We start from the raw sequence: 17,647 nt of genomic DNA, 5'->3' as shown, positions 1-17,647 counted from the left end.
GAGTCCGTCGTCCCGGGAGATCGTTCTTGGAAGTGATAGACAACTTTCGCTTCGGTGATAGCGTCGAAGACGTCCAGCCGATCCGGTACGAGGGAGGGCCGAGCGATGACCGAGACGCCCGTGATGCCCCTGCACATGCGGCGGGACCGGTTCGATCCGGTCGAGGAGCTCGCCCGGGCGCGGGACCGCGAGGGGGTCACCCGCTTCACGACGATCTTCGGGACCACCGCCTACCTGGTGAGCCGGTACGAGGACGTCCGCGAGGTGCTCTCGGACGCGACCCGCTTCAGCAACGCCGGGCCGCAGCCGCTGCTGCGGCCCGGCAACATGACCGAGGAGGAGCTCGCCCGCCTGCAGGCCGGGCAGATGCTCGCCTACGACCCGCCCGAGCACACCCGGCTGCGCCGGATGCTCACGCCCGAGTTCACCGTGCGCCGCATGCGCAGGCTGGAGCCGCGCATCGTCGAGATCGTCGACGCGGCCCTGGACGACCTCGAACGGGCCGGGAAGCCCGCCGACCTGGTCTCGCTCTTCGCGCTGCCGGTGCCCTCGCTGGTGATCTGCGAGCTGCTGGGCGTCCCCTACTCCGACCGCGAGGAGTTCCAGCGGCGCACCGGCCGGCTGCTCGACGTGTCGCTGCCCCTCGAACAGCGCACGGCCGCGCAGCTCGAGAACCGCGCGTACATGAGCGTCCTGGTCGAGCGCGCCCGGGTGGAGCCGGGTGAGGACATGCTGGGCATGCTGATACGGGAGCACGGCGACGACCTGACCGACCCCGAGCTCACCGGCATCGCCTCGCTGCTGCTGCTCGCCGGGCACGAGACGACCGCGAACATGCTCGGCCTCGGCACCCTGGCCCTGCTGCGCCACCCCGACCAGCTCGCCCTGGTCCGCGACGACCCGGCCCAGGTCGAACCCGCCGTGGAGGAGCTGCTGCGGTGGCTGTCCATCGTCCACTCGGGCGTGCCGCGCACCACCACGACCGAGGTGGAGATCGCCGGGCACACCATCCCCGAGGGGGCCCAGCTTGTCCTGGCGCTCCCGGCGGCCAACCGCGACCCGGCGCTCGTCGACGACCCCGAGCGGTTCGACGTCAGGCGGGGGGCACCCGGCCACGTCGCGTTCGGGCACGGCGTTCACCATTGCCTCGGCGCCCCGCTGGCCAGGATGGAGATGCGGATCGCCTTTCCCGCGCTGCTGCGCCGCTTCCCGGACCTGGCGCTCGCCGTGCCGTACGAGGAGATCGAGTTCAGGGCCTTCCACGTCGTGTACGGGCTGCACAGGCTCCCCGTCACCTGGTGAGAGAGGGGATCGCGATGAGAGCCGACGCCGAGCGGGACATCTGCATCGGGGCCGGGATGTGCGTGCTGACCGCACCCTCGGTCTTCGACCAGGACGACGACGGCATCGTCGTCGTGCTGTCCGAGGAGATCCCTCCCGGGGACGAGGCCGCCGTGCGCCGGGCGGTCACGCTCTGCCCGTCCGGGGCGATACGCCCGCCGCGGGACGAGGCCGGGCGGTGAGCCGGGCATGGCCGCCGACGCGGGCCGATGACGGAGAAGCGGGAGCCGGAGGAGCCGCGGGAGCCTGAGGATCCGCAGGAGCCGGCGAGGTCGCGGGGAGCGCGGGGGCGGGGCCTGCGGGCCGACGCCGCGCGTAACCACGAGCGGATCGTCGTCGCGGCCGGGCGCGCCTTCGAGGAGGCCGGGCCGGAGGTGACGCTGGAGGAGGTCGCGCGCCGCGCCGGTGTCGGCGTCGCCACGGTCTACCGGCACTTCCGCTCGCGCGACCGGCTCGTGCGGGCCGTCTTCGCCCACCTGCTCACCACGGAGATCGAACCGGCCGTCACGGTGGAGACCGGCGACCCGTGGCGGGACCTCGTCGGCTCTTTGGAGGCCACCGTCGGTGTCCTCTCCGGACGCCGGGTCGTCCTCGCGCTCGCCCGCGAGACGGACGTGGTCGACGTCGAGAGCGTGCACCGCTGCGTCCACTCGATGGAGGGGCTGCTGCGCCGCGCCGCCGCCGCCGGTCTCGTACGGCCCGAGCTCCAGGTCCGGGACCTGGCCGCCGTCGTCGTGATGGCCCTGGCCACCGCGCACCCCGGTGATCCGCGGGGAGCGGGGCCCAGGCGCTACCTCGCACTGCTCGTCGACGGGCTCCGCCCGGCCCCGGCACCCCTGCCACCCGCCCCGGCACCCCCGCCGCCCGGAGCGGGGATCCGATCACCGGGAGTGACGTGAACATCTCACCGGAGGAGCCGGAAGGGCCGGAGGAGCCGGAAGGGCCGGCCGCTCATCCGCGCGCCGGTCACGCCGCCTCGTACGAGCCGCCCGGGCGCCGGGAACCGCACGACGCGCCGCCACGCGAACCCCTCGGAAAGGTCCCCGGACGCCGCCCCGGGAGCGGGCTCGAACCCTGATCGGCCCGCATTCGAAAGGGAACGGGGAACACACCCGGTCACCGCGATCGTACCGGGCGCGAGAAAGGACCGTTCCCTTCCCGGGAACGAATCAGAAGCGCGATGAGCGATTCACGGTCGGTCGTATTCGTGAATTCCCGTATCCGCCGGAAGAAATCCCGCATGATTCGCTTCGCCGGGGCCTCCACCGGGAATCGATGCGGGCGGGTCCGTCCCTGACCCATAATCACCACCAGGAACACGCGAAACGTGAAAAAGGGAGTGCTGCGTTGCACGGCAGAACCTCTCCGCTGTTCGTCGGCAGAAAACGGGAGCTGGAGCTCCTCGGAGAGGCGTGGGAGGCGGCGAGGCGTCGTGACGCGCGCGTCGTGGGCGTCCGGGGCGTGCCGGGAATCGGCAAGACCGAGCTGGTCGAGCGTTTCCTGCGGACGCTCCCCGGCGTGCCGGCCGTCCGTGCCTTCGGCGACGAGGAGGCGCTCGCCCACCCGTGGGGGGTCCTGGACCAGATCGCCGAGCAACTGCCGGTCCCGGCGCTCGCCCGGACGCTGGCGGGCCAGGCCGAGGCCGCCTTCGTCGGCCAGGCCCTCGCGGCGGAGCTCGCCGCGGCGGGCGAGCTGATCGTGGTCGTCGACGACGCCCACTGCGGCGACCGGCAGTCGATGACCGCGCTCCGCCTGGCGGCCAGGCGCCTGCGCAACGCCCAGGTGCTGCTGCTGATCGTCCACCAGGCCGCCGCCCGCCCGGCGGGAGCGGAACCGGACGCGCCCCCGCTGGAGCTGCACGAGGGCTGGGCGCGCCTGTTCGGCTCGGCGCAGGGAGGGCTGGTCCAGGTCGGCGGGCTCACCCCCGACGACCTGGTGCGCCTCGCCGTCGCCACCGGCCACGACGGCCTGACCCCGTCGGGGGCCAGGAGGCTGCACGAGCACACCGACGGCAACGTCCTGCACGCGATCCTCCTGCTGGACCAGGTGGAGATGCACTCGATCAACTTCGGCAACGGCCCGCTGCCCGCCCCGCGCGGTATGACGCAGGCGGTCGTGACGCGGCTCGCGGCGTGCCGGCGCCGTACCCGCGAGGTGGTCTGCGCGGCGGCGGTGCTCGGCCGCCGGTTCGGGCTGGCCGACCTGCGCGCGCTCGCCGGTGTCGCCGGTGTCGCCGGTGTCGTCGGTGTCGCCGACGTCACCGAGGCCGTCGCCGAGGCCGTGGACGCGGGCCTGATCAGGGAGATCCCGGGGACGGCCGGGCAGGAGTTCACGTTCACCACCCTGCTCGTCTGGGACCGCATCTACTACGACTCCGGCGTCGAACGGCGCCGCGCACTGCACCGCGACGCCGCCCGGCTCGGCGGCCCCGGCGCCCTCTGGCACGGGATCGCCGCGTCCGGGGGCGGCACGGACGGCGAGCTCGCCGCGCTGGCCGAACACGAGGCGCGGGCGCAGCTCTCGCGGGGCAGGCTCCCCATGGCCGCGGTCTACGCCCGCCACGCCGCCGAGCTCACCCCGCCGGGACCTGACCGGGTGGCGCGCCTGCTGACGGCCACCGAGACCCTCCTGGTCTCGGGGGACGCCACCGTCGCCCGCCGCTACGAGAGCGAGATCCTCGCCGCGCCCCCCGGCCCCTGGCGCGACTACGTCGCCGGCTACCAGGCGCTGATCTCGGGGCGGGTCGCCGAGGCCAGGGGACTGTTCGTCCGGGCGCTGGACGCGTCCGGCGACGGCGGGGCGGAGAGCCCGCGCGCGCCCGCCGACCTGCGGGCGCGCATCGCGGCCCAGCTCGCGATCATCGCCGTGGTCGAGGTCTCCTACCCGGAGATGGTCGAGTACGGCACCGCGGCCGTCGCCGCCGGCGGCCGCGAACCCTGGGTGGGGGCGTTCGCGTGGTTCGCCCGGTCGCTGGGCTGGGCCCTGGCCGGTCGCGCCGAGGAGGCCCTCGCCTCGCTGGCCGACGCCGACCTGCCCGGCTCGGAGGCGGGACTGGACGGCCTGGTGGCCCGCGGGATGATCCGGCTGTGGACCGACGACCTCGACGGCGCCTGCGCCGACCTGCGGGAGAGCGTCTCCCGGGCCACCCGGGGCGAGGCGCTGCGGGTCGGCCAGGCGCTCGGCTTCCTGGGCGAGGCCGAGTACCGGCGCGGAAGGCTGGACGACGCCGTCCGGTTCACCCGGCTGGCCGTCGGCGACGCCGAGGAGAACGAGCGCGTCTGGGACTACGCGATCCTGCACTCCCTGGCCTGCTACCCGCGCGCGGCCCGGGGGGAGTGGGAGCCGGCCCGCGAGCACGCCCGGCAGGCCGCCGAGTGGGCGCCGATCGTGGAGAGCAGGGCCGGCATCCTCTACGCGGCCGGCGCGCGGGCGACGATCGCCCAGGCGCGGGACGACGTCCGGCGGCTGCTCGCCGCGGCCGAGACCATCGAGTCGCACTACGACTCCCTGGAGCCCGGCACCCACCTGTTGGGGCCGGTGCGCGCCGACGCCCTGTCCCGGCTCGGCCGGGCCGGCGAGGCGGAGGAGTCGCTGGCCGCCTTCGCCGGCCGGGTCGCGCCGGGCGGGCGCCGTTCCGCGCTGATGTCCATCGCCAGGGTGCGGGCCCAGATCGCCGCCGCCCGCGGCGACCACGCGCGCGCCGCGGGCGACTGCGAGGAGGCCCGCGACCTGGCCCGCCAGGTGGGACTGCCGATCGAGGCGGGCAGGATCGACCTGGTGGCCACGCGCTCCCTGCACGCCCGGGGCCGGCACGCCGAGGCCGAACGGCTGCTGCGGCGGGCGCTGGTCGTCTTCAACCGCACCGGCGCCGCCGCCTACGCCGACCTCGCCCTGAGGACGGCCGGGGAGCTCAGGCTGTCGGTGGACGGCCCCAACGCCGCCTTCGGCACCCTCACCGGGGCCGAGCGCGAGGTGGTGGCGATGGTCTGCGAGGGACTGACCACGCGCCGGATCGCGGAACGGCGCTCGGTGTCCATCAGCACCGTGGAGACCCAGCTCAACCGCGTCTACGCGAAGCTGAACGTCACCAGCCGGGTCGAGCTGCGCGCCGTGCTGTCGGAGCCCGGCGGCTGAGCCGGGCCGGTCGCGGACGGCGCCGGGTCGCGGGCGGTCCCGGGTCACGGACGACGGACCGCGGAGGCCGGTCGCGGACGCCGGGTCGCGGGCGGCGTCGCGGGCTGTGCCGGGCCGCGAACGGTGCCGGGTCGCGGGCGGCGTCGGGGTTCGGCCGGTGATCCGTAGGGGTTCTCCCCGGACGCGTCAGGGGAGCGTGGCCGTTACCGTGGGCGCCTGCCGGAGCGCCGGGAGAGGACGCCCGACAGGAGGCCGCGATGCGCTTGACCGTAGACGTCCACAGGACCGCCGGCGGTCACATCGCCGGGACGGTGGAACCCGAGGCGGGACCACCGGTGCCCTTCCACGGCGTCATCGAGCTGGTCACCCTCCTGGAGATCCACCTGGAGGGGTGAGCGCCCACGGGCCGTCATCCGGTCCGCGCCGGCCCGCCGGGCGGCCCGGCCGCGCACCCGCCGGCGCCGGAGAGCGCCGTTCACGGAACGCCACGACGAGGGGGAGAACATCGGATGGGCATCATGTCCCGCCCCGGGAGGGCGGCCCGGTGAACGCCACCCTGACGATCTTCGTGCCGCCGACCGAGGGCGGCCACGACCTGCTGGACAACTGGGTGCGGCCGATCTGCGCGAGGCTGGGCGTCCGCCTGCTGGCCGCCCTCCCCGGTGCCGGCGCGGCGGCCGTCCTCGCGGCCCGCAGGGCCTCGGCGTTCGTGGTGTGGGACTGCTCGGTGGAGGGCCCCGAGGACGTCTACGCGGCCTTCGACGCCCGCGCCAGGCTCGACCCCGCCACCGTCGTGCTGAGCCGCACCCCGCTGCCCCGCAACGTGCTGACCCGCGCGGGTCACGCCCCCCTGCACGGGGAGACGATGGAGAACGCGGCGCTGGGGGAGTGGCTGGAGCGGCGGCTGCGCCGGGCACTGGGCATGCCCCCCGCCCCGGGCCCCTCCCGGCCGGACGGGCACTACTGGATGTTCGACCGCCCGGCGGACTACTTCCTCAGCTCCCACCCCGCCAGGAGGCGGGAGGCGGAGGAGTGGCGGGCCGCGTTCGAGAGGAACCACTCGGTCAGCGTGCGGACGGTGCCGCCCGGCGAGTACTCCTACCCGGGCGAGGTCGTCACCCGCCAGCAGATGTGGGAGGGCGTGGCGCGGCTGATGTACGAGATCAGCGCGACCGGCCGGGTCATCGTCCGCCCCGGGCCGGACTACTTCGCGTCCTTCTGGTCGGTGAGCGAGCTGCTCACCACGCTGTGGCTGCTGCCGCGCGGCTCCACACCACCGATGATCACCTCGGCGCACGTCGTCCACGACCCCGGGGCCATGCGGCGGTTCGAGCACCCGACCGTCCCCTCCGTGCTGGGCGTCCCCCGCCTGAGCGACGCCCACGCCGACCGTTTCGCCCGGCTCGTCAACGCCTCCGACCCGATCACCGCCCTGCCGCGGACCGGGCGTCTCGCGGAGGGGGCGGGAGGGGGCGTCACCGGCACGGTGAAACACCTCGGGCACCACGACCCGGAACTGGACGACCCCCGCTTCTGGGACGAGCCGCGGGTACCCTGCCCGGTCTGCGCGCCCACCGGCAGGGACGCGGCCGCGGTGGACTGGGGGCGGCACATGGACCTGGTGTGGCGGCAGCGCGGGGTGGACCACTACGGCCACTTCACCGTCGGGCGCCGGGAACTCGGCGCGGCGGGGGTTCGCTGCCCCGGGTGCCGCACCCACCTGAGGCTCGTCAACGACCTCGGTGTCCGCACGCTCTGGACGCCGCTGTCGGAGGACGAGCCCGACCGGGACAGGCCGCTCATCCGGCGCGATCCGATCTGGCAGGTGCTGCCGGACGACCGGCGGGTCACCGAGCCGCTCTCCGGCGGGAGGACCGCCGGCCTCCTCGGCGAGTGCCGGAGCAGGAGGCGGGCGGCCGAGGCGAGGTGGATCCCGGCGCACAGCTCCGCCTGACGGCGGGACCGCCCCGCGGCGATCCCCGTTCGAGGGCCGGGCGTTCGTCAGGTGAAGCAGCCCCCGACTCCCCGGAGGGCGCCCCGCTTGAAGGCGCTCAGGCGCTGCGCGGCGGTGCCGTGGTCGTTCACGTCCGTCCAGGGGGTGTCGTCGGCGTGCTGACGCAGGGCGGCCGCGAGCTCCGCGGTGTCACCGTCCTCGAAGTGGAGCATGCCGTCCTCACCGGCCCCCCACAGCGTCGCCCCGGCCAGGCAGTCGGCCTGCAGCTCGATCTGCCGCGACACCAGCCTCTCCGGGATGCGGGCCTGGACGGCGTGACCCCACTCGTGCGCGACGATCAGGTAGATCCAGGCGTCCCCCTGCCGGTACCCCATCCGCATGAGATCGACGTCCCAGGCCACGAAGTCGTAGGGCGGCCAGCAGTACAGGGCGTTGTCGTCGGGGAGCGGGTACCCGTGGCATGTGGGCAGGCTGCCCCATCCGCCGCCGTGGTCCGCGCCGTCGCCCTGGTCCGCGTCGTCGTGGCCCCCGCTGCCGTACATGCCGTCGTAGCCCCCGCCGTAGGCGCCGTACGCCCCGGCGTAGGCGCCGTCGTAGGTGCCGAGAACGCGCGGGGGAGAATACTCCCCGGGAAAGAACTCCGGCCAGTGCCTCGCCCAGAAACGGTCGATGACATATTCGGCGCTACGGATGTCCTCATACATGTCTTCCAGGTCGCCGAGAGGCTTCGCGACGGAAACGGGCGCCGCTTTTCCTCCGTTCTCCCGGGCCGCCGCGGCGTCCGCGGGAATCACCACCAGCAGGGTCAGGAACAGCGCGACACACGCCAGGCGGGCGGCTCCCCGTTGCGAAACGACCATGGTCTCCCCCTGTCACCGGCGACCACCAGGAGAACGCGCGGTGCCTCGATCGGTGCGGAGCCTCAACGGCATGGTCATCGTATGACAAAGAAGTGCGAACGTGAAAGCCGTCCGTGGAGCGAATTCAATTCCGGTGATGTCGATCCGATATGCGAAAGGAATCGCCGGGTCCGGTGCCCGGAATCGGCGCGGCCGACGCTTTTCCCACCCGGTGCCGGGGATGCCGTGGAGACCTCGCCCCGGCCCCCGCCGGCCGTGCACGACCGGCGGGGGCCGGGCGCCGCCGGGCTGCCGGACCCTGCCGGCGTGGCCGGGCTTTCTGCGTGAAGGCCCGGCCGTCCCGGCGGTGGCCGCCGGGCGCTACCGGGTCTCGCCCGCCTGATCGGGTTTCCTGGCCGCGAGCCGTTCGATGACGCCGAGCGTGAAGCGCTCGTGGCGCTCGACGGTGAATCCCATCGCGCGTACCTCGCGTATCGGCCGGCGGCGGTAGTGCTCCCCGGCCGTCGGCACGCTGACCGCGTCCAGCAGCGCCTGCAGCACCCGGACCGGCCAGGACGACGACGCCACGTGGTCGGCCAGCAGCAGCGTCCCGCCGGGCCGCAGGACCCGCGCCATCTCGGCGAGCGCCATCCGCTCGTCGGGGATGCCGCACAGCGCGAACGTGCACACGACCGTGTCGAAGCGCCCGTCGCCGAAGGGCAGCGCCCGCGCGTCGCCCTGCCGGAGATCGGCGGCCAGCCCGAGATCACCGGCGCGGCGCCTGGCCACCGCCAGCATCGGGGCACTCCACTCCACGCCGGTGAGCCGCACGTCACCGGGATAGTGCGCGAGGTTCAGGCCGGTGCCGACGGCCACCTCCAGCGTCTCGCCGGCCGCCTGCCCGCACAGCCAGGGACGGGTGCCGGCGAGGAAACGGCGCTCGACGGATGCCAGCCGCCGGTCGTAGGAGCCGGCCTGCCGGTCCCAGTACCGGCGCAGCCGCCTGTCGCGCGGCGAGATCTCGGACACCGGATCACCCTAACCCGCCCCGGGGGCGGGCGGTCACGATCTCGCCCAGGCGGCCGGACGGCCGGACGGTCGGACGGCTACGGCCGCACGGGCCGGTCGGCGTGGAAGTAGTGGCCCTTCTCCAGGTCCTCGACCAGGCCCGGCCCGGTCGGGTGCCACCCCAGCAGCGCGCGGGTCCTTTCGCTGGAGGCGGGGTTGTCGGTCGAGAGGACCCCCGCCAGCCAGCCGAAGTGCTCGTCCGCGTCGCCGGCGGGGACGGAACGGACCGGCAGGTCGAGGTGGCGGCCGACGATCTCGGCGATCGAGCGGATCGGCACGCCCTGGTCGGCGGCCGCGTGCAGGAGCGATCCGGCCGGCGCGTCCTCCAGGGCGAGCCGGAAGAGGTGCGCGGCGTCGGCCCGGTGCACGGCCGGCCAGCGCTGGGAGCCGTCGCCGACGTGGCCGGAGACGCCCCTGTCGCGGGCGACGCCGACCAGGGCCGCCACGAACCCGTGGTCCCCCTCGCCGTGCACGGTCGGCGGGAGCCGTACGACGGAGGAGCGGACGCCGCGACCGGCGAGGCCGAGGGCCAGGCGTGCGGTGCCCATACGGGTCTCCGCGCCGGTCAGGTGCGTGGGGGACGGGACGGACGTACGCCCGTCCTCCTCGGTGCTCATCCGGCCCGGGGTGATCCCGAGCAACCCGGAGGCGAGCACGAAGGGCCGGCCGGAGCCGGCGAGCGCCTCCCCGAACGTCTCGACGGCGCGGCGGTCGGCGTCGGCGGCGATCTGGAAGCCTCCCTGGAAGGCGATGTCGTGGTTGAACGCGAGGTGGACCACGCCGTCCGACGCGGCGGCCGCCTCGCGCAGGACGTCCAGGTCGTCGATCGTGCCGCGGACCACCTCGGCCCCGGCCCGGATGAGGGCGGCGGCCGAGGCGTCGGAGCGGGCGAGCCCGACGACCCGGTGGCCCGCGCCGATGAGTTCGGGCGTGATGGCGGAGCCGATCCATCCGGATGCCCCGGTGACGAAAACGCGCATGAGTTGGGTCTCCCGTTGAGGGTCGGTCGTCCCGCGCCGATGACGCGCGCCGGACGATCAGGTGATGTCAGTGACTGTCATTGCACAGTAGCACTGATGTCAGTGACTGTCATCGGGTACGATGCCGGACATGGGTCGATGGAAGCCGGACGGGCGCGGCCGGCTCGAACAGGCGGCATTGGAGCTCTACCTCGAGCGCGGCTTCGAACGGACCTCGGTGGCGGAGATCGCCGAACGGGCGGGACTGACGGAACGGACGTTCTTCCGGCACTACGCGGACAAGCGTGAGGTGCTGTTCGCGGGCGCGGACGAGCTGCGGGAGCTTCTCGCGGACGCGGTCGCCCGCGCCCCCGGGTCCGCCCCCCCGATGGAGATCGCCGCGGCCGCCCTCCGGGCCGCGGCGGTCCCGATGCAGGAACGCCGCGAGCAGGCCCGCCGGCGCCAGGCCGTCATCGCCGCCACCCCCGAGCTGCAGGAGCGCGAGCTGATCAAACTCGCCTCGCTGTCGGCGGCCCTCGCCGAGGCGCTGCGGCGGCGCGGGGTGGACGACGCCTCCGCGGGCCTCGCCGCCGAGGTGGGCATCGCCGTCTTCAAGGTCGCGTTCCTGCGCTGGATCGAGCAGGCGGAACAGGCGGGGGAGCAGGCGGGGGAGTCCGGGGAGAGGGATCTGGCGCGGTTCATCGACGAGTCGTTCGCGGGGCTCACGACGGTGATCGCGGGCACCTGACCGGCGGCGGGCGCCTTCGGGCGGTCAGCCGGACCGGTGCGCCGGGGCGGCGGAGCTCTCGCGGACGACGAGGTCGGTGGAGAGCTCGACCCGGCGGGGCTCGGGGGTCTCGCCGCGGGAGATGCCCAGGGCCATGCGGGTGGCGAGGGAGGCCATCTCCTCCAGGGGCTGGCGCACCGTGGTCAGCGGCGGCCAGGCCGACCGGGACAGGGGCAGGTCGTCGAAGCCGACGACGCTCAGGTCGTCGGGGACGCGCAGCCCGCGCTGCCTGGCGACCTCGAACACCCCGAACGCCTGCAGGTCGCTCCCGGCGAAGACGGCGGTGGGACGGTCGGACAGCGAGAGCAGGGCGTGGCCGTGTTCGTGACCGGAGCCGACGAGGAAGTCGCCGTGCAGGATCAGCGCGGGGTCGACCTCGACCCCGGCGGTCTCCAGCGCGGCCCGGTAGCCGTCGATGCGGGCACGGCTGCACAGGACGTCGGGCGGGCCGCCGATCATGCCGATCCGCCGGTGGCCGAGCTCCAGGAGGTGCCGGGTGGCCGCCAGGCCGCCGTGCCAGTTGGTCGCGCCCACCGACGCCACCCCGGCGGCGGGCTCCCCTTCGGGGTCGACGACCACGAAGGGGATGGAGCGGGCGTTGAGCTGGCCGTACTGCTGGGCCGAGAGCCGGGAGCCGACGATGATCACACCGTCGGTGCGGCGGGCGGCCAGCCGGTCGACCCAGTCGCGGCCCGGCCCCGCGTGGGTGTGCAGGACGGAGATGACGATGCTGGCCTCGGCCTCGGCGGCGGCGCTCTCGGCGCCGCGGATGAGCTCCATCGCCCAGGGGCTCTCCAGCTCGGCGAAGATCAGGTCGACCAGGCCGGACGGGCCGTCGGCGCCGCCCGTGCGGCGGATGTAGCCGTGCTCGTGCAGGAGCCGCTCGACCCGCCTGCGGGTCTCCGGCGCGACCTCGGGCCTGCCGTTGATCACCTTGGAGACGGTCGGGGCCGACACACCCGCCTCCTCGGCGATACGGGCTATCGTCACACGGGGCTTCCCTGCCATGCCCGGCAGCATATCCGAAATCTTTCGGAGTGTCGTTCGGGGCTCCGGAGGCGCCGGTCGCCATGCGCCGAAGCCTTCGCCGACCGTCCCCACCGCGTCTCGCCACGCCTCCTCAGGTCTCGTACGAGGAAATTTTTTGCCCCCGGCAGAAACGTTCAGGGGCGGTCGTGCCGCTCAGCCGGCGTGGCGGACGCGGACGTTGCCGTCCCTGGAACGGGCGACGAGGGAGCGCGCCGCGTCCCGGCTCCTCGGGACCCGCGCCGTCGCCCGCCCGCTCCCGCTGGAGACGCTGACCCGGTAGGCGTCGGCGGTCCTCGGCACCACCACGCTCACGGTCCCGCTCCCGGAGACCGCCTCGACCTCGGTGGGAGGCGCGGCGAAGCCCAGGTTGACCCTCCCGTCGGTGGAACGGGCGGTGACCTTCGGCGAGCGGAGCGCCTCCAGGTCGACGCCCCCTCCGGTCGTGACGACGTCCAGCGGCCCGGACAGGGCGCGGGTGTGCACGTCCCCGTCCCGGGCCCTGATCTTCACCGGCTGGCCGAGGCGGACCGCGCTGACGTCCCGGTCGCTGTCGACCTCGATCGTCACGCCCGGCGGGACCATGACCGTGTGCCGGGACTCGCAGTTGTCGAGCACGATGCCGGAGCAGGTGACGCCGACCTGCAGCCTGCCGTCCCTCATCGACCAGGAGGCGTTCCCCTCCTCGGCGGGCGTGCCCTTCAGGGATCGCCTCACCTCGACCGTCCCGGCGGTGCCGGGCTCCAGGCGCACGCGCGTTCCCCTGGCCTCGATGACGAGGGCGGCCGCGGTGTGCGGGAAGAGACGGGTCTCGTTCCGTACGTCCGAGGAGGAACGGAGGGCGCAACCGGTGGTGGTCACGGCGAGCAGGCCGGCGGCGAGCAGGAAGGGGGTTCTACGCGTCATGCGTCGAGGATCGCCGGGCGGGGCGGGGACGCGTATCCGCCGTTCGGCCGATCACCGGCGCGGTCAGGGCTCGTGCCTCGGCCTTTCGGCCGGTTTCCGCGCCCGGTCCCCGCCGGGGACCGGCTCCCGTGCGTTCTTTCGCCGGAGCCCGCGCAGCGACGTCACGAGCGTTCTGGTGACGGCGACGGCCGCGGCGCCCACCGCTCCGACGAGGGGTTCCCTCTCCTCCTCGGCGGTGGGGCCGGGATCGGGCTCGACGGGGTCGGACCGGCCGGCGCGGACCGCCTCCAGCTGCGCCGCGAACGCCAGCCCCAGGAAGAGGGCCATCGAGCTGAGGAACGCCCACAGCAGCAGGGCCATCACGGCGGTGAGCGGGCCGTAGGTCGCGCCGAAGGTGCCGCTGCTCTCGGTGTAGAGGGCCAGCAGCATGGTGAAGACCGTCCACAGCGCGAGCGAGACCAGGGCGCCGAACGCGAGCCAGGTGTGGCCCGGCTGCCTGCGGCGCGGCGCGGCGCGGAACAGCACCGAGCTGGACATCAGCGCGAGCAGGAAACCCAGCGGCCAGCGCACCAGGTTGAACGCGTCGGTGGCCCCCTCACCCCAGTCGTAGACCTGCGCCAGGGCCCTGCTGATGGCGCCGCCGCCGACCATCACCACGAAACCGACGGTCATGAGGGAGCCCGCCGTCAGCGCCATCAGCAGGGCCCTGGCGTACTTGCGCAGGAAGGGACGGTCCCGCTCGACGCCGTAGATGCGGTTCGCCCCCCGCTCCACCTGGGCCATGGAGCTGGTCAGCGAGACCAGGGCGGTGCCGAGACCGAGCCAGAGCGCGAGGGCGCCCCCGGTGCGGCCCGCCTGCCGGTGGCTGTCGGAGAGCACGTCCTGAACGGCCTCCACCCCGGCGCCCGGGGCGATCCTGCTCAGGATCAGCTCCAGCACCTTGCCCAGCTCCTCCTGGTTGATCACCGAGCTGAGCCCGACCAGCGCGATGGCGCCGGGGATGATCGACAGGCAGATCTGGAAGGCGAGCGCCCGGGAGTTGGTCAGGCCCTCGCCGTACCTGAACCTGGCGAAGGAGTCGCGGACCAGGTGCCAGCGGCCGTACTGGCGCAGGGCACTCCAGGCGTCGTCGGCGGAGAGTTCCTCGCCGTTCATGGTCCGCGTCTGCGGGACCTTCGTCGCTGTTCCCATGTCGAACGGCTCGTTACCCGGAATGTGACGTCATGAACGGGTCTGGCTCTGCGTGTGGCCAAGAACACTTGATAAAACCCTGATTCTGGGTAGGGCAGACCCATGGCTGAATTTCTCACCGACATCAAGGAGATCCGGGCGCGTGCGCGCCAGGAGATCGACAAGGGTCCTATCACCTCCGCCTACGGCGCCGACCTGGAGCGGGTCATCCAGGTCTGCAACGAGGCGCTGGCGACCGAACTGGTCTGCGTCCTGCGCTACAAGCGGCACTACTACACCGCCTCGGGCCTGCACGCCGGCCTCGTGGCGGCCGAGTTCCTCGAGCACGCCACCGAGGAGCAGGAGCACGCCGACCGGCTCGCCCAGCGCATCGTCCAGCTCGGCGGGGAGCCGGACTTCAACCCCGACACGCTGACCACGCGCTCGCACGCCGAGTACGACGAGAGCCTCGACCTGATCGAGATGGTCAAGGAGGACCTGGTCGCCGAACGGATCGCGATCGCCTCCTACACCGAGATCGTCAACTGGCTCGGCAACGACGACGTGACCACCAGGCGCGTCTTCGAGGACCTGCTGGCGCAGGAGGAGGAGCACGCCGACGACCTGAAGAGCCTGCTGGAGCGCCTTCCCGGCGCCCTGACCCCCGAGGCCTGAGGTCACGGTCTCCGCAGGCCGGGCCGCGCCGCCGCCGCCGTACGACCGGCCGCGTCGCGTGACCCGGCCGTACGGCGGCCCGGTCCGTCAGCCGGTCGCGCAGGAGACCTGGGGCGCCGATCCGGGCGTCCCCGAGGCGAGGAAACCGAAGGTCGCGGTGCCGCCCGCGGCCAGGGAGCCGTTCCAGGCGACGTTCTTCGCCGAGACGGCGTCCCCTGAGCGGGTCACGGTGGCGTTCCACGCCTGGCTGATCTGCCGTCCGGGGAACGCCCAGCTCGCGGTCCAGCCGGTGATCGCCACCGGACCGCCGTTGGTGACGGTCACCTCACCCTGGAAGCCGCCCTGCCACTGGCCGATCGTGCGGTAGACGGCCGCGCACCCGCCGGGCGGGGGCGTGACGGTCGGCGTGGGCGTGGGCGTGGGGGTCGGCGTAGGTGTGGGGGTCGGGGTCACGGTGGGCGTGACGGTCGGGGTCGGGGTCGGGCCGGAACCCAGCGCCGCCGTCAGGGCGGGGAACCACCGGTCGGCCATCTTCTGGTCACCGGCCGCGTTGGGGTGCACCCCGTCGTAGGTGTCGGAGGCCGTGTTGAACCCCGTCCACTGGTCGACCACCGTCACCGGGGAGCGCGCGGTGGTCTTGGACGCCGCCCAGCCCGGGATCGCCGCGTTGAGCGCGGTGACCCGCTGCGCGCACTCGCCGCACGTGCTCGGCGTCATCGGGATGATCTGAGCGACCAGCACCTTCATGTCGGGATTGTCGGCCCGCATCTGGTCGACCAGCTTGCCGTAGGCCGCCAGGATGGTGGCGGTCGGACGGTTGCTCCAGACGTCGTTGGTGCCGAAGTGCATCAGCACGATGTCCGGGTGGGTCGCCGCCAGCCAGCCGGGGAGCTGGTTCTGGTCGGCGACGGCGGTGACCAGTGCCCCGCCGTGTCCCTCGTTCTCCCCGTCGTGCGCGACACCGCAGCCCTGGGAGGGCAGCGTGCCGACGAAGTCGAGGCCGGTGTGACCGGCGCTCACCAGCTTGTTCCACAGTGTGGCCCGCCAGCAGCCGGGCGAGCCGGTGATGGAGTCCCCGAGTGCCATGATCCTGGTGGCCGCCGCGTTGGCCGGCGTCGCGGTGCCCGCCAGGACCAGGCCCAGGGCCGCCACCGCCGTCACCACGGCCGTGGTGACCGCCAGGACCGTGTTCCTTCCGTGTGTCGTTCTTCGCATTTCCCGCTCCCGCCTTGATGGGGGGCCGATGCTAGGCGGCCCCCGGTGGGGACCGGAAGCGGTCCGCCCGGCGGACCGGGCCGACCTGCGGCGCGTCACCGCCGGAGGTGTAAATTTCAGCGTCGCGGGCGGAACGTAGTCTTGATCGGAACCGCCCGCCCCCGCGGGCGGACCCCGAGGAAAGGACGCCCCCGTGACCCGAGCGGCGGACCCCGGCCGATGGCACACCCGGCTCGGCGAGCTGATCGCCGAGTACCGGGTCCCCGGCGCGAGCCTCGCCCTCCTGTACGAGGGGCAGGTCCACGAGTTCGCCGCGGGCGTGCTCAATGTGGCCACCGGCGTGGAGACGACCACCGACTCGCTCTTCCAGATCGGCTCGGTCACCAAGCTGTGGACCACCACCCAGATCATGCTCCTGGCCGAACACGGCGAGCTGACCCTGGACACCCCCGTCCGCGAGGTCCTGCCGGAGTTCCGGGTCGCCGACCCCGGGGCGACCGCGACGGTCACGATCCGGCAGTTGCTCTCGCACACCTCCGGCATCGACGGGGACCTGTTCCTCGACACCGGCCGCGGCGACGACTGCGTCGCGAGGTACGTCGCGGCCTGCGCCGACCTGGCGCAGAACCACCCGCCGGGCGCCACCCACTCCTACTGCAACTCCGGCTTCGTCGTCGCCGGGCGCGTCGTCGAGCACCTCACCGGCCGGGTGTGGGACGCCGCGCTGCGCGAGCAGGTCATCGAGCCGCTCGGCCTGACCCACACCTGGACCCTGCCCGAGGACGTGCTGCGCTTCCGCGGCGCCATGGGCCACCTGGACGGCGCGCCCGCCCCGATCTGGGGGCTGATGCGCTCCGGCGGGCCGGCCGGGCTGATCTGCGCCCGCCCCGCCGACGTGGTCGCGTTCGCCCGCGCCCACCTGGGCACCGAGCTGCTCGCCGACCCGCGGGCGATGTGGGAACCGCAGGTGGACGTCCCCAACCCGCACACGCTCGGCCCGCGGTGGGGGCTCGGCTGGGTGCTGGACGAGTGGCAGGGCCGCAGGGTCCTCTCCCACGGGGGCAACACCATCGGCCAGGGCGCCATGCTCTGGGTGATCCCCGAGGAGGGCGTCGTGGCGTGCGTGCTGGTCAACGGCGGCCACTCCGCCGCCTTCCGGCAGGCCCTGGCCGCGGAGCTCTTCGACGAGCTGCTCGGCCTGACGGTGCCGCCCGTGCTCGGGCCGCCGCCTGAGCCGTTCGAGACCGACGTCGAGCGCCACGCCGGCGTCTACGAGCGGACGGGCGTGCGGATGACGCTGACGGCCCGCGACGGCGCGCTCTCCCTGCGCTGGGAGACCACCGGAGCGCTCGGCGCCCTGAGCCCGCCCCTGGAGCTCGACCTGGTCCCGGTGGACGACACCACCTTCGTCGGCCGTCCCGAGGGCGACCCCCAGTGGGTGCCGGCCGTCTTCCACGAGCTCGCCGACGGCACCCCGTACGTCCACATGGGCGCGCGCGCCACGCCCAAGGTCGGCTGAGCACCCGCCGCCCCCGCCGCCCGCGCCCCGTCGACGGCGGAGGCGGCGGGGGCG

At 74.0% G+C, this 17,647-nt stretch carries 16 protein-coding genes; 9 read left to right on the top strand and 7 right to left on the bottom strand.

The window, feature by feature from the left end; genetic code table 11:
* Positions 1 to 105 precede the first annotated feature (105 nt).
* The 6 genes from ACLQ2R_RS27540 to ACLQ2R_RS27515 all read left to right on the top strand — a co-directional run bounded on the left by ACLQ2R_RS27540 (position 106) and on the right by ACLQ2R_RS27515 (position 7,429).
* Positions 106 to 1,302: a cytochrome P450 gene (locus ACLQ2R_RS27540; RefSeq protein WP_425963584.1), complete on the top strand. Its 1,197-nt coding sequence runs from the start codon at positions 106 to 108 to the stop codon at positions 1,300 to 1,302.
* 14 nt (positions 1,303 to 1,316) lie between these two features.
* A complete protein-coding gene (locus tag ACLQ2R_RS27535; protein WP_425963583.1) occupies positions 1,317 to 1,523 on the top strand; it encodes a ferredoxin in 207 nt (68 codons plus the stop codon).
* A gap of 27 nt (positions 1,524 to 1,550) precedes the next feature.
* Positions 1,551 to 2,240, top strand: coding sequence for a TetR/AcrR family transcriptional regulator (locus tag ACLQ2R_RS27530; protein WP_425963582.1), 690 nt, complete (start codon positions 1,551 to 1,553; stop codon positions 2,238 to 2,240).
* A gap of 448 nt (positions 2,241 to 2,688) precedes the next feature.
* Positions 2,689 to 5,475 carry an AAA family ATPase gene (locus ACLQ2R_RS27525; RefSeq protein ID WP_425963581.1) on the top strand — a complete coding sequence of 929 codons (2,787 nt, stop codon included), beginning with the start codon at positions 2,689 to 2,691 and terminating at the stop codon, positions 5,473 to 5,475.
* Positions 5,476 to 5,732: 257 nt separating this feature from the next.
* Positions 5,733 to 5,870 (top strand): hypothetical protein, encoded by a 138-nt coding sequence (locus ACLQ2R_RS27520; protein WP_386236780.1) that lies wholly within the window; start codon positions 5,733 to 5,735, stop codon positions 5,868 to 5,870.
* A gap of 149 nt (positions 5,871 to 6,019) precedes the next feature.
* Positions 6,020 to 7,429 carry a hypothetical protein gene (locus tag ACLQ2R_RS27515; RefSeq protein ID WP_425963580.1) on the top strand — a complete coding sequence of 470 codons (1,410 nt, stop codon included), beginning with the start codon at positions 6,020 to 6,022 and terminating at the stop codon, positions 7,427 to 7,429.
* Positions 7,430 to 7,476: 47 nt separating this feature from the next.
* On the opposite strand, the gene ACLQ2R_RS27510 is transcribed toward ACLQ2R_RS27515, so the two are convergent.
* From ACLQ2R_RS27510 to ACLQ2R_RS27500, 3 genes are all read right to left on the bottom strand, one after another.
* On the bottom strand, positions 7,477 to 8,289 hold the full coding sequence (locus ACLQ2R_RS27510) for a neutral zinc metallopeptidase (protein ID WP_425963578.1): 813 nt from the start codon (positions 8,287 to 8,289) through the stop codon (positions 7,477 to 7,479).
* 360 nt (positions 8,290 to 8,649) lie between these two features.
* Positions 8,650 to 9,297: a class I SAM-dependent methyltransferase gene (locus ACLQ2R_RS27505; protein ID WP_425963577.1), complete on the bottom strand. Its 648-nt coding sequence runs from the start codon at positions 9,295 to 9,297 to the stop codon at positions 8,650 to 8,652.
* A 77-nt stretch (positions 9,298 to 9,374) separates the two neighbouring features.
* On the bottom strand, positions 9,375 to 10,316 hold the full coding sequence (locus tag ACLQ2R_RS27500) for an SDR family oxidoreductase (RefSeq protein ID WP_425963575.1): 942 nt from the start codon (positions 10,314 to 10,316) through the stop codon (positions 9,375 to 9,377).
* A gap of 130 nt (positions 10,317 to 10,446) precedes the next feature.
* Here ACLQ2R_RS27500 and ACLQ2R_RS27495 point away from each other — a divergent pair, with 130 nt between their 5' ends.
* A complete protein-coding gene (locus ACLQ2R_RS27495; RefSeq protein ID WP_425963573.1) occupies positions 10,447 to 11,043 on the top strand; it encodes a TetR family transcriptional regulator in 597 nt (198 codons plus the stop codon).
* Positions 11,044 to 11,067: 24 nt separating this feature from the next.
* On the opposite strand, the gene ACLQ2R_RS27490 is transcribed toward ACLQ2R_RS27495, so the two are convergent.
* The 3 genes from ACLQ2R_RS27490 to ACLQ2R_RS27480 all read right to left on the bottom strand — a co-directional run bounded on the left by ACLQ2R_RS27490 (position 11,068) and on the right by ACLQ2R_RS27480 (position 14,205).
* Positions 11,068 to 12,090 carry a LacI family DNA-binding transcriptional regulator gene (locus ACLQ2R_RS27490; protein WP_425963572.1) on the bottom strand — a complete coding sequence of 341 codons (1,023 nt, stop codon included), beginning with the start codon at positions 12,088 to 12,090 and terminating at the stop codon, positions 11,068 to 11,070.
* Positions 12,091 to 12,264: 174 nt separating this feature from the next.
* A complete protein-coding gene (locus tag ACLQ2R_RS27485; protein ID WP_425963570.1) occupies positions 12,265 to 13,014 on the bottom strand; it encodes a DUF4097 family beta strand repeat-containing protein in 750 nt (249 codons plus the stop codon).
* Between the two features lie 63 nt (positions 13,015 to 13,077).
* Positions 13,078 to 14,205 (bottom strand): YihY/virulence factor BrkB family protein, encoded by a 1,128-nt coding sequence (locus ACLQ2R_RS27480; protein ID WP_425963569.1) that lies wholly within the window; start codon positions 14,203 to 14,205, stop codon positions 13,078 to 13,080.
* A gap of 102 nt (positions 14,206 to 14,307) precedes the next feature.
* Between ACLQ2R_RS27480 and ACLQ2R_RS27475 the strand changes: the two genes are divergently transcribed.
* Positions 14,308 to 14,859, top strand: coding sequence for a ferritin-like domain-containing protein (locus ACLQ2R_RS27475; protein ID WP_425963567.1), 552 nt, complete (start codon positions 14,308 to 14,310; stop codon positions 14,857 to 14,859).
* 87 nt (positions 14,860 to 14,946) lie between these two features.
* Here the strand turns inward: ACLQ2R_RS27475 and ACLQ2R_RS27470 are convergent, their stop codons facing one another.
* Positions 14,947 to 16,074, bottom strand: a complete 1,128-nt coding sequence (locus ACLQ2R_RS27470) for a cellulose binding domain-containing protein (protein ID WP_425963565.1) — start codon at positions 16,072 to 16,074, stop codon at positions 14,947 to 14,949.
* 193 nt (positions 16,075 to 16,267) lie between these two features.
* Between ACLQ2R_RS27470 and ACLQ2R_RS27465 the strand changes: the two genes are divergently transcribed.
* Positions 16,268 to 17,593, top strand: a complete 1,326-nt coding sequence (locus tag ACLQ2R_RS27465; RefSeq protein WP_425963563.1) for a serine hydrolase domain-containing protein — start codon at positions 16,268 to 16,270, stop codon at positions 17,591 to 17,593.
* Positions 17,594 to 17,647: the final 54 nt, after the last annotated feature.

It is taken from the genome of Streptosporangium sp. DT93 (genome assembly GCF_049844535.1).
Taxonomy (GTDB): Bacteria; Actinomycetota; Actinomycetes; order Streptosporangiales; family Streptosporangiaceae; genus Streptosporangium.
Note: the sequence above shows the minus strand (reverse complement) of the source record. Positions and strands in the feature narration are given on the sequence as shown.

What these genes read in the sequence shown, in the direction of transcription:
- ACLQ2R_RS27510 (WP_425963578.1), bottom strand. Translation starts at nt 8,289, where the DNA reads ATGGTCGTTTCGCAACGGGGAGCCGCCCGCCTGGCGTGTGTCGCGCTG.
- ACLQ2R_RS27535 (WP_425963583.1), top strand. Translation starts at nt 1,317, where the DNA reads ATGAGAGCCGACGCCGAGCGGGACATCTGCATCGGGGCCGGGATGTGC.
- ACLQ2R_RS27540 (WP_425963584.1), top strand. Translation starts at nt 106, where the DNA reads ATGACCGAGACGCCCGTGATGCCCCTGCACATGCGGCGGGACCGGTTC.
- ACLQ2R_RS27475 (WP_425963567.1), top strand. Translation starts at nt 14,308, where the DNA reads ATGGCTGAATTTCTCACCGACATCAAGGAGATCCGGGCGCGTGCGCGC.
- ACLQ2R_RS27470 (WP_425963565.1), bottom strand. Translation starts at nt 16,074, where the DNA reads ATGCGAAGAACGACACACGGAAGGAACACGGTCCTGGCGGTCACCACG.
- ACLQ2R_RS27480 (WP_425963569.1), bottom strand. Translation starts at nt 14,205, where the DNA reads ATGGGAACAGCGACGAAGGTCCCGCAGACGCGGACCATGAACGGCGAG.
- ACLQ2R_RS27530 (WP_425963582.1), top strand. Translation starts at nt 1,551, where the DNA reads ATGACGGAGAAGCGGGAGCCGGAGGAGCCGCGGGAGCCTGAGGATCCG.
- ACLQ2R_RS27500 (WP_425963575.1), bottom strand. Translation starts at nt 10,316, where the DNA reads ATGCGCGTTTTCGTCACCGGGGCATCCGGATGGATCGGCTCCGCCATC.
- ACLQ2R_RS27520 (WP_386236780.1), top strand. Translation starts at nt 5,733, where the DNA reads ATGCGCTTGACCGTAGACGTCCACAGGACCGCCGGCGGTCACATCGCC.
- ACLQ2R_RS27485 (WP_425963570.1), bottom strand. Translation starts at nt 13,014, where the DNA reads ATGACGCGTAGAACCCCCTTCCTGCTCGCCGCCGGCCTGCTCGCCGTG.
- ACLQ2R_RS27490 (WP_425963572.1), bottom strand. Translation starts at nt 12,090, where the DNA reads ATGGCAGGGAAGCCCCGTGTGACGATAGCCCGTATCGCCGAGGAGGCG.
- ACLQ2R_RS27495 (WP_425963573.1), top strand. Translation starts at nt 10,447, where the DNA reads ATGGGTCGATGGAAGCCGGACGGGCGCGGCCGGCTCGAACAGGCGGCA.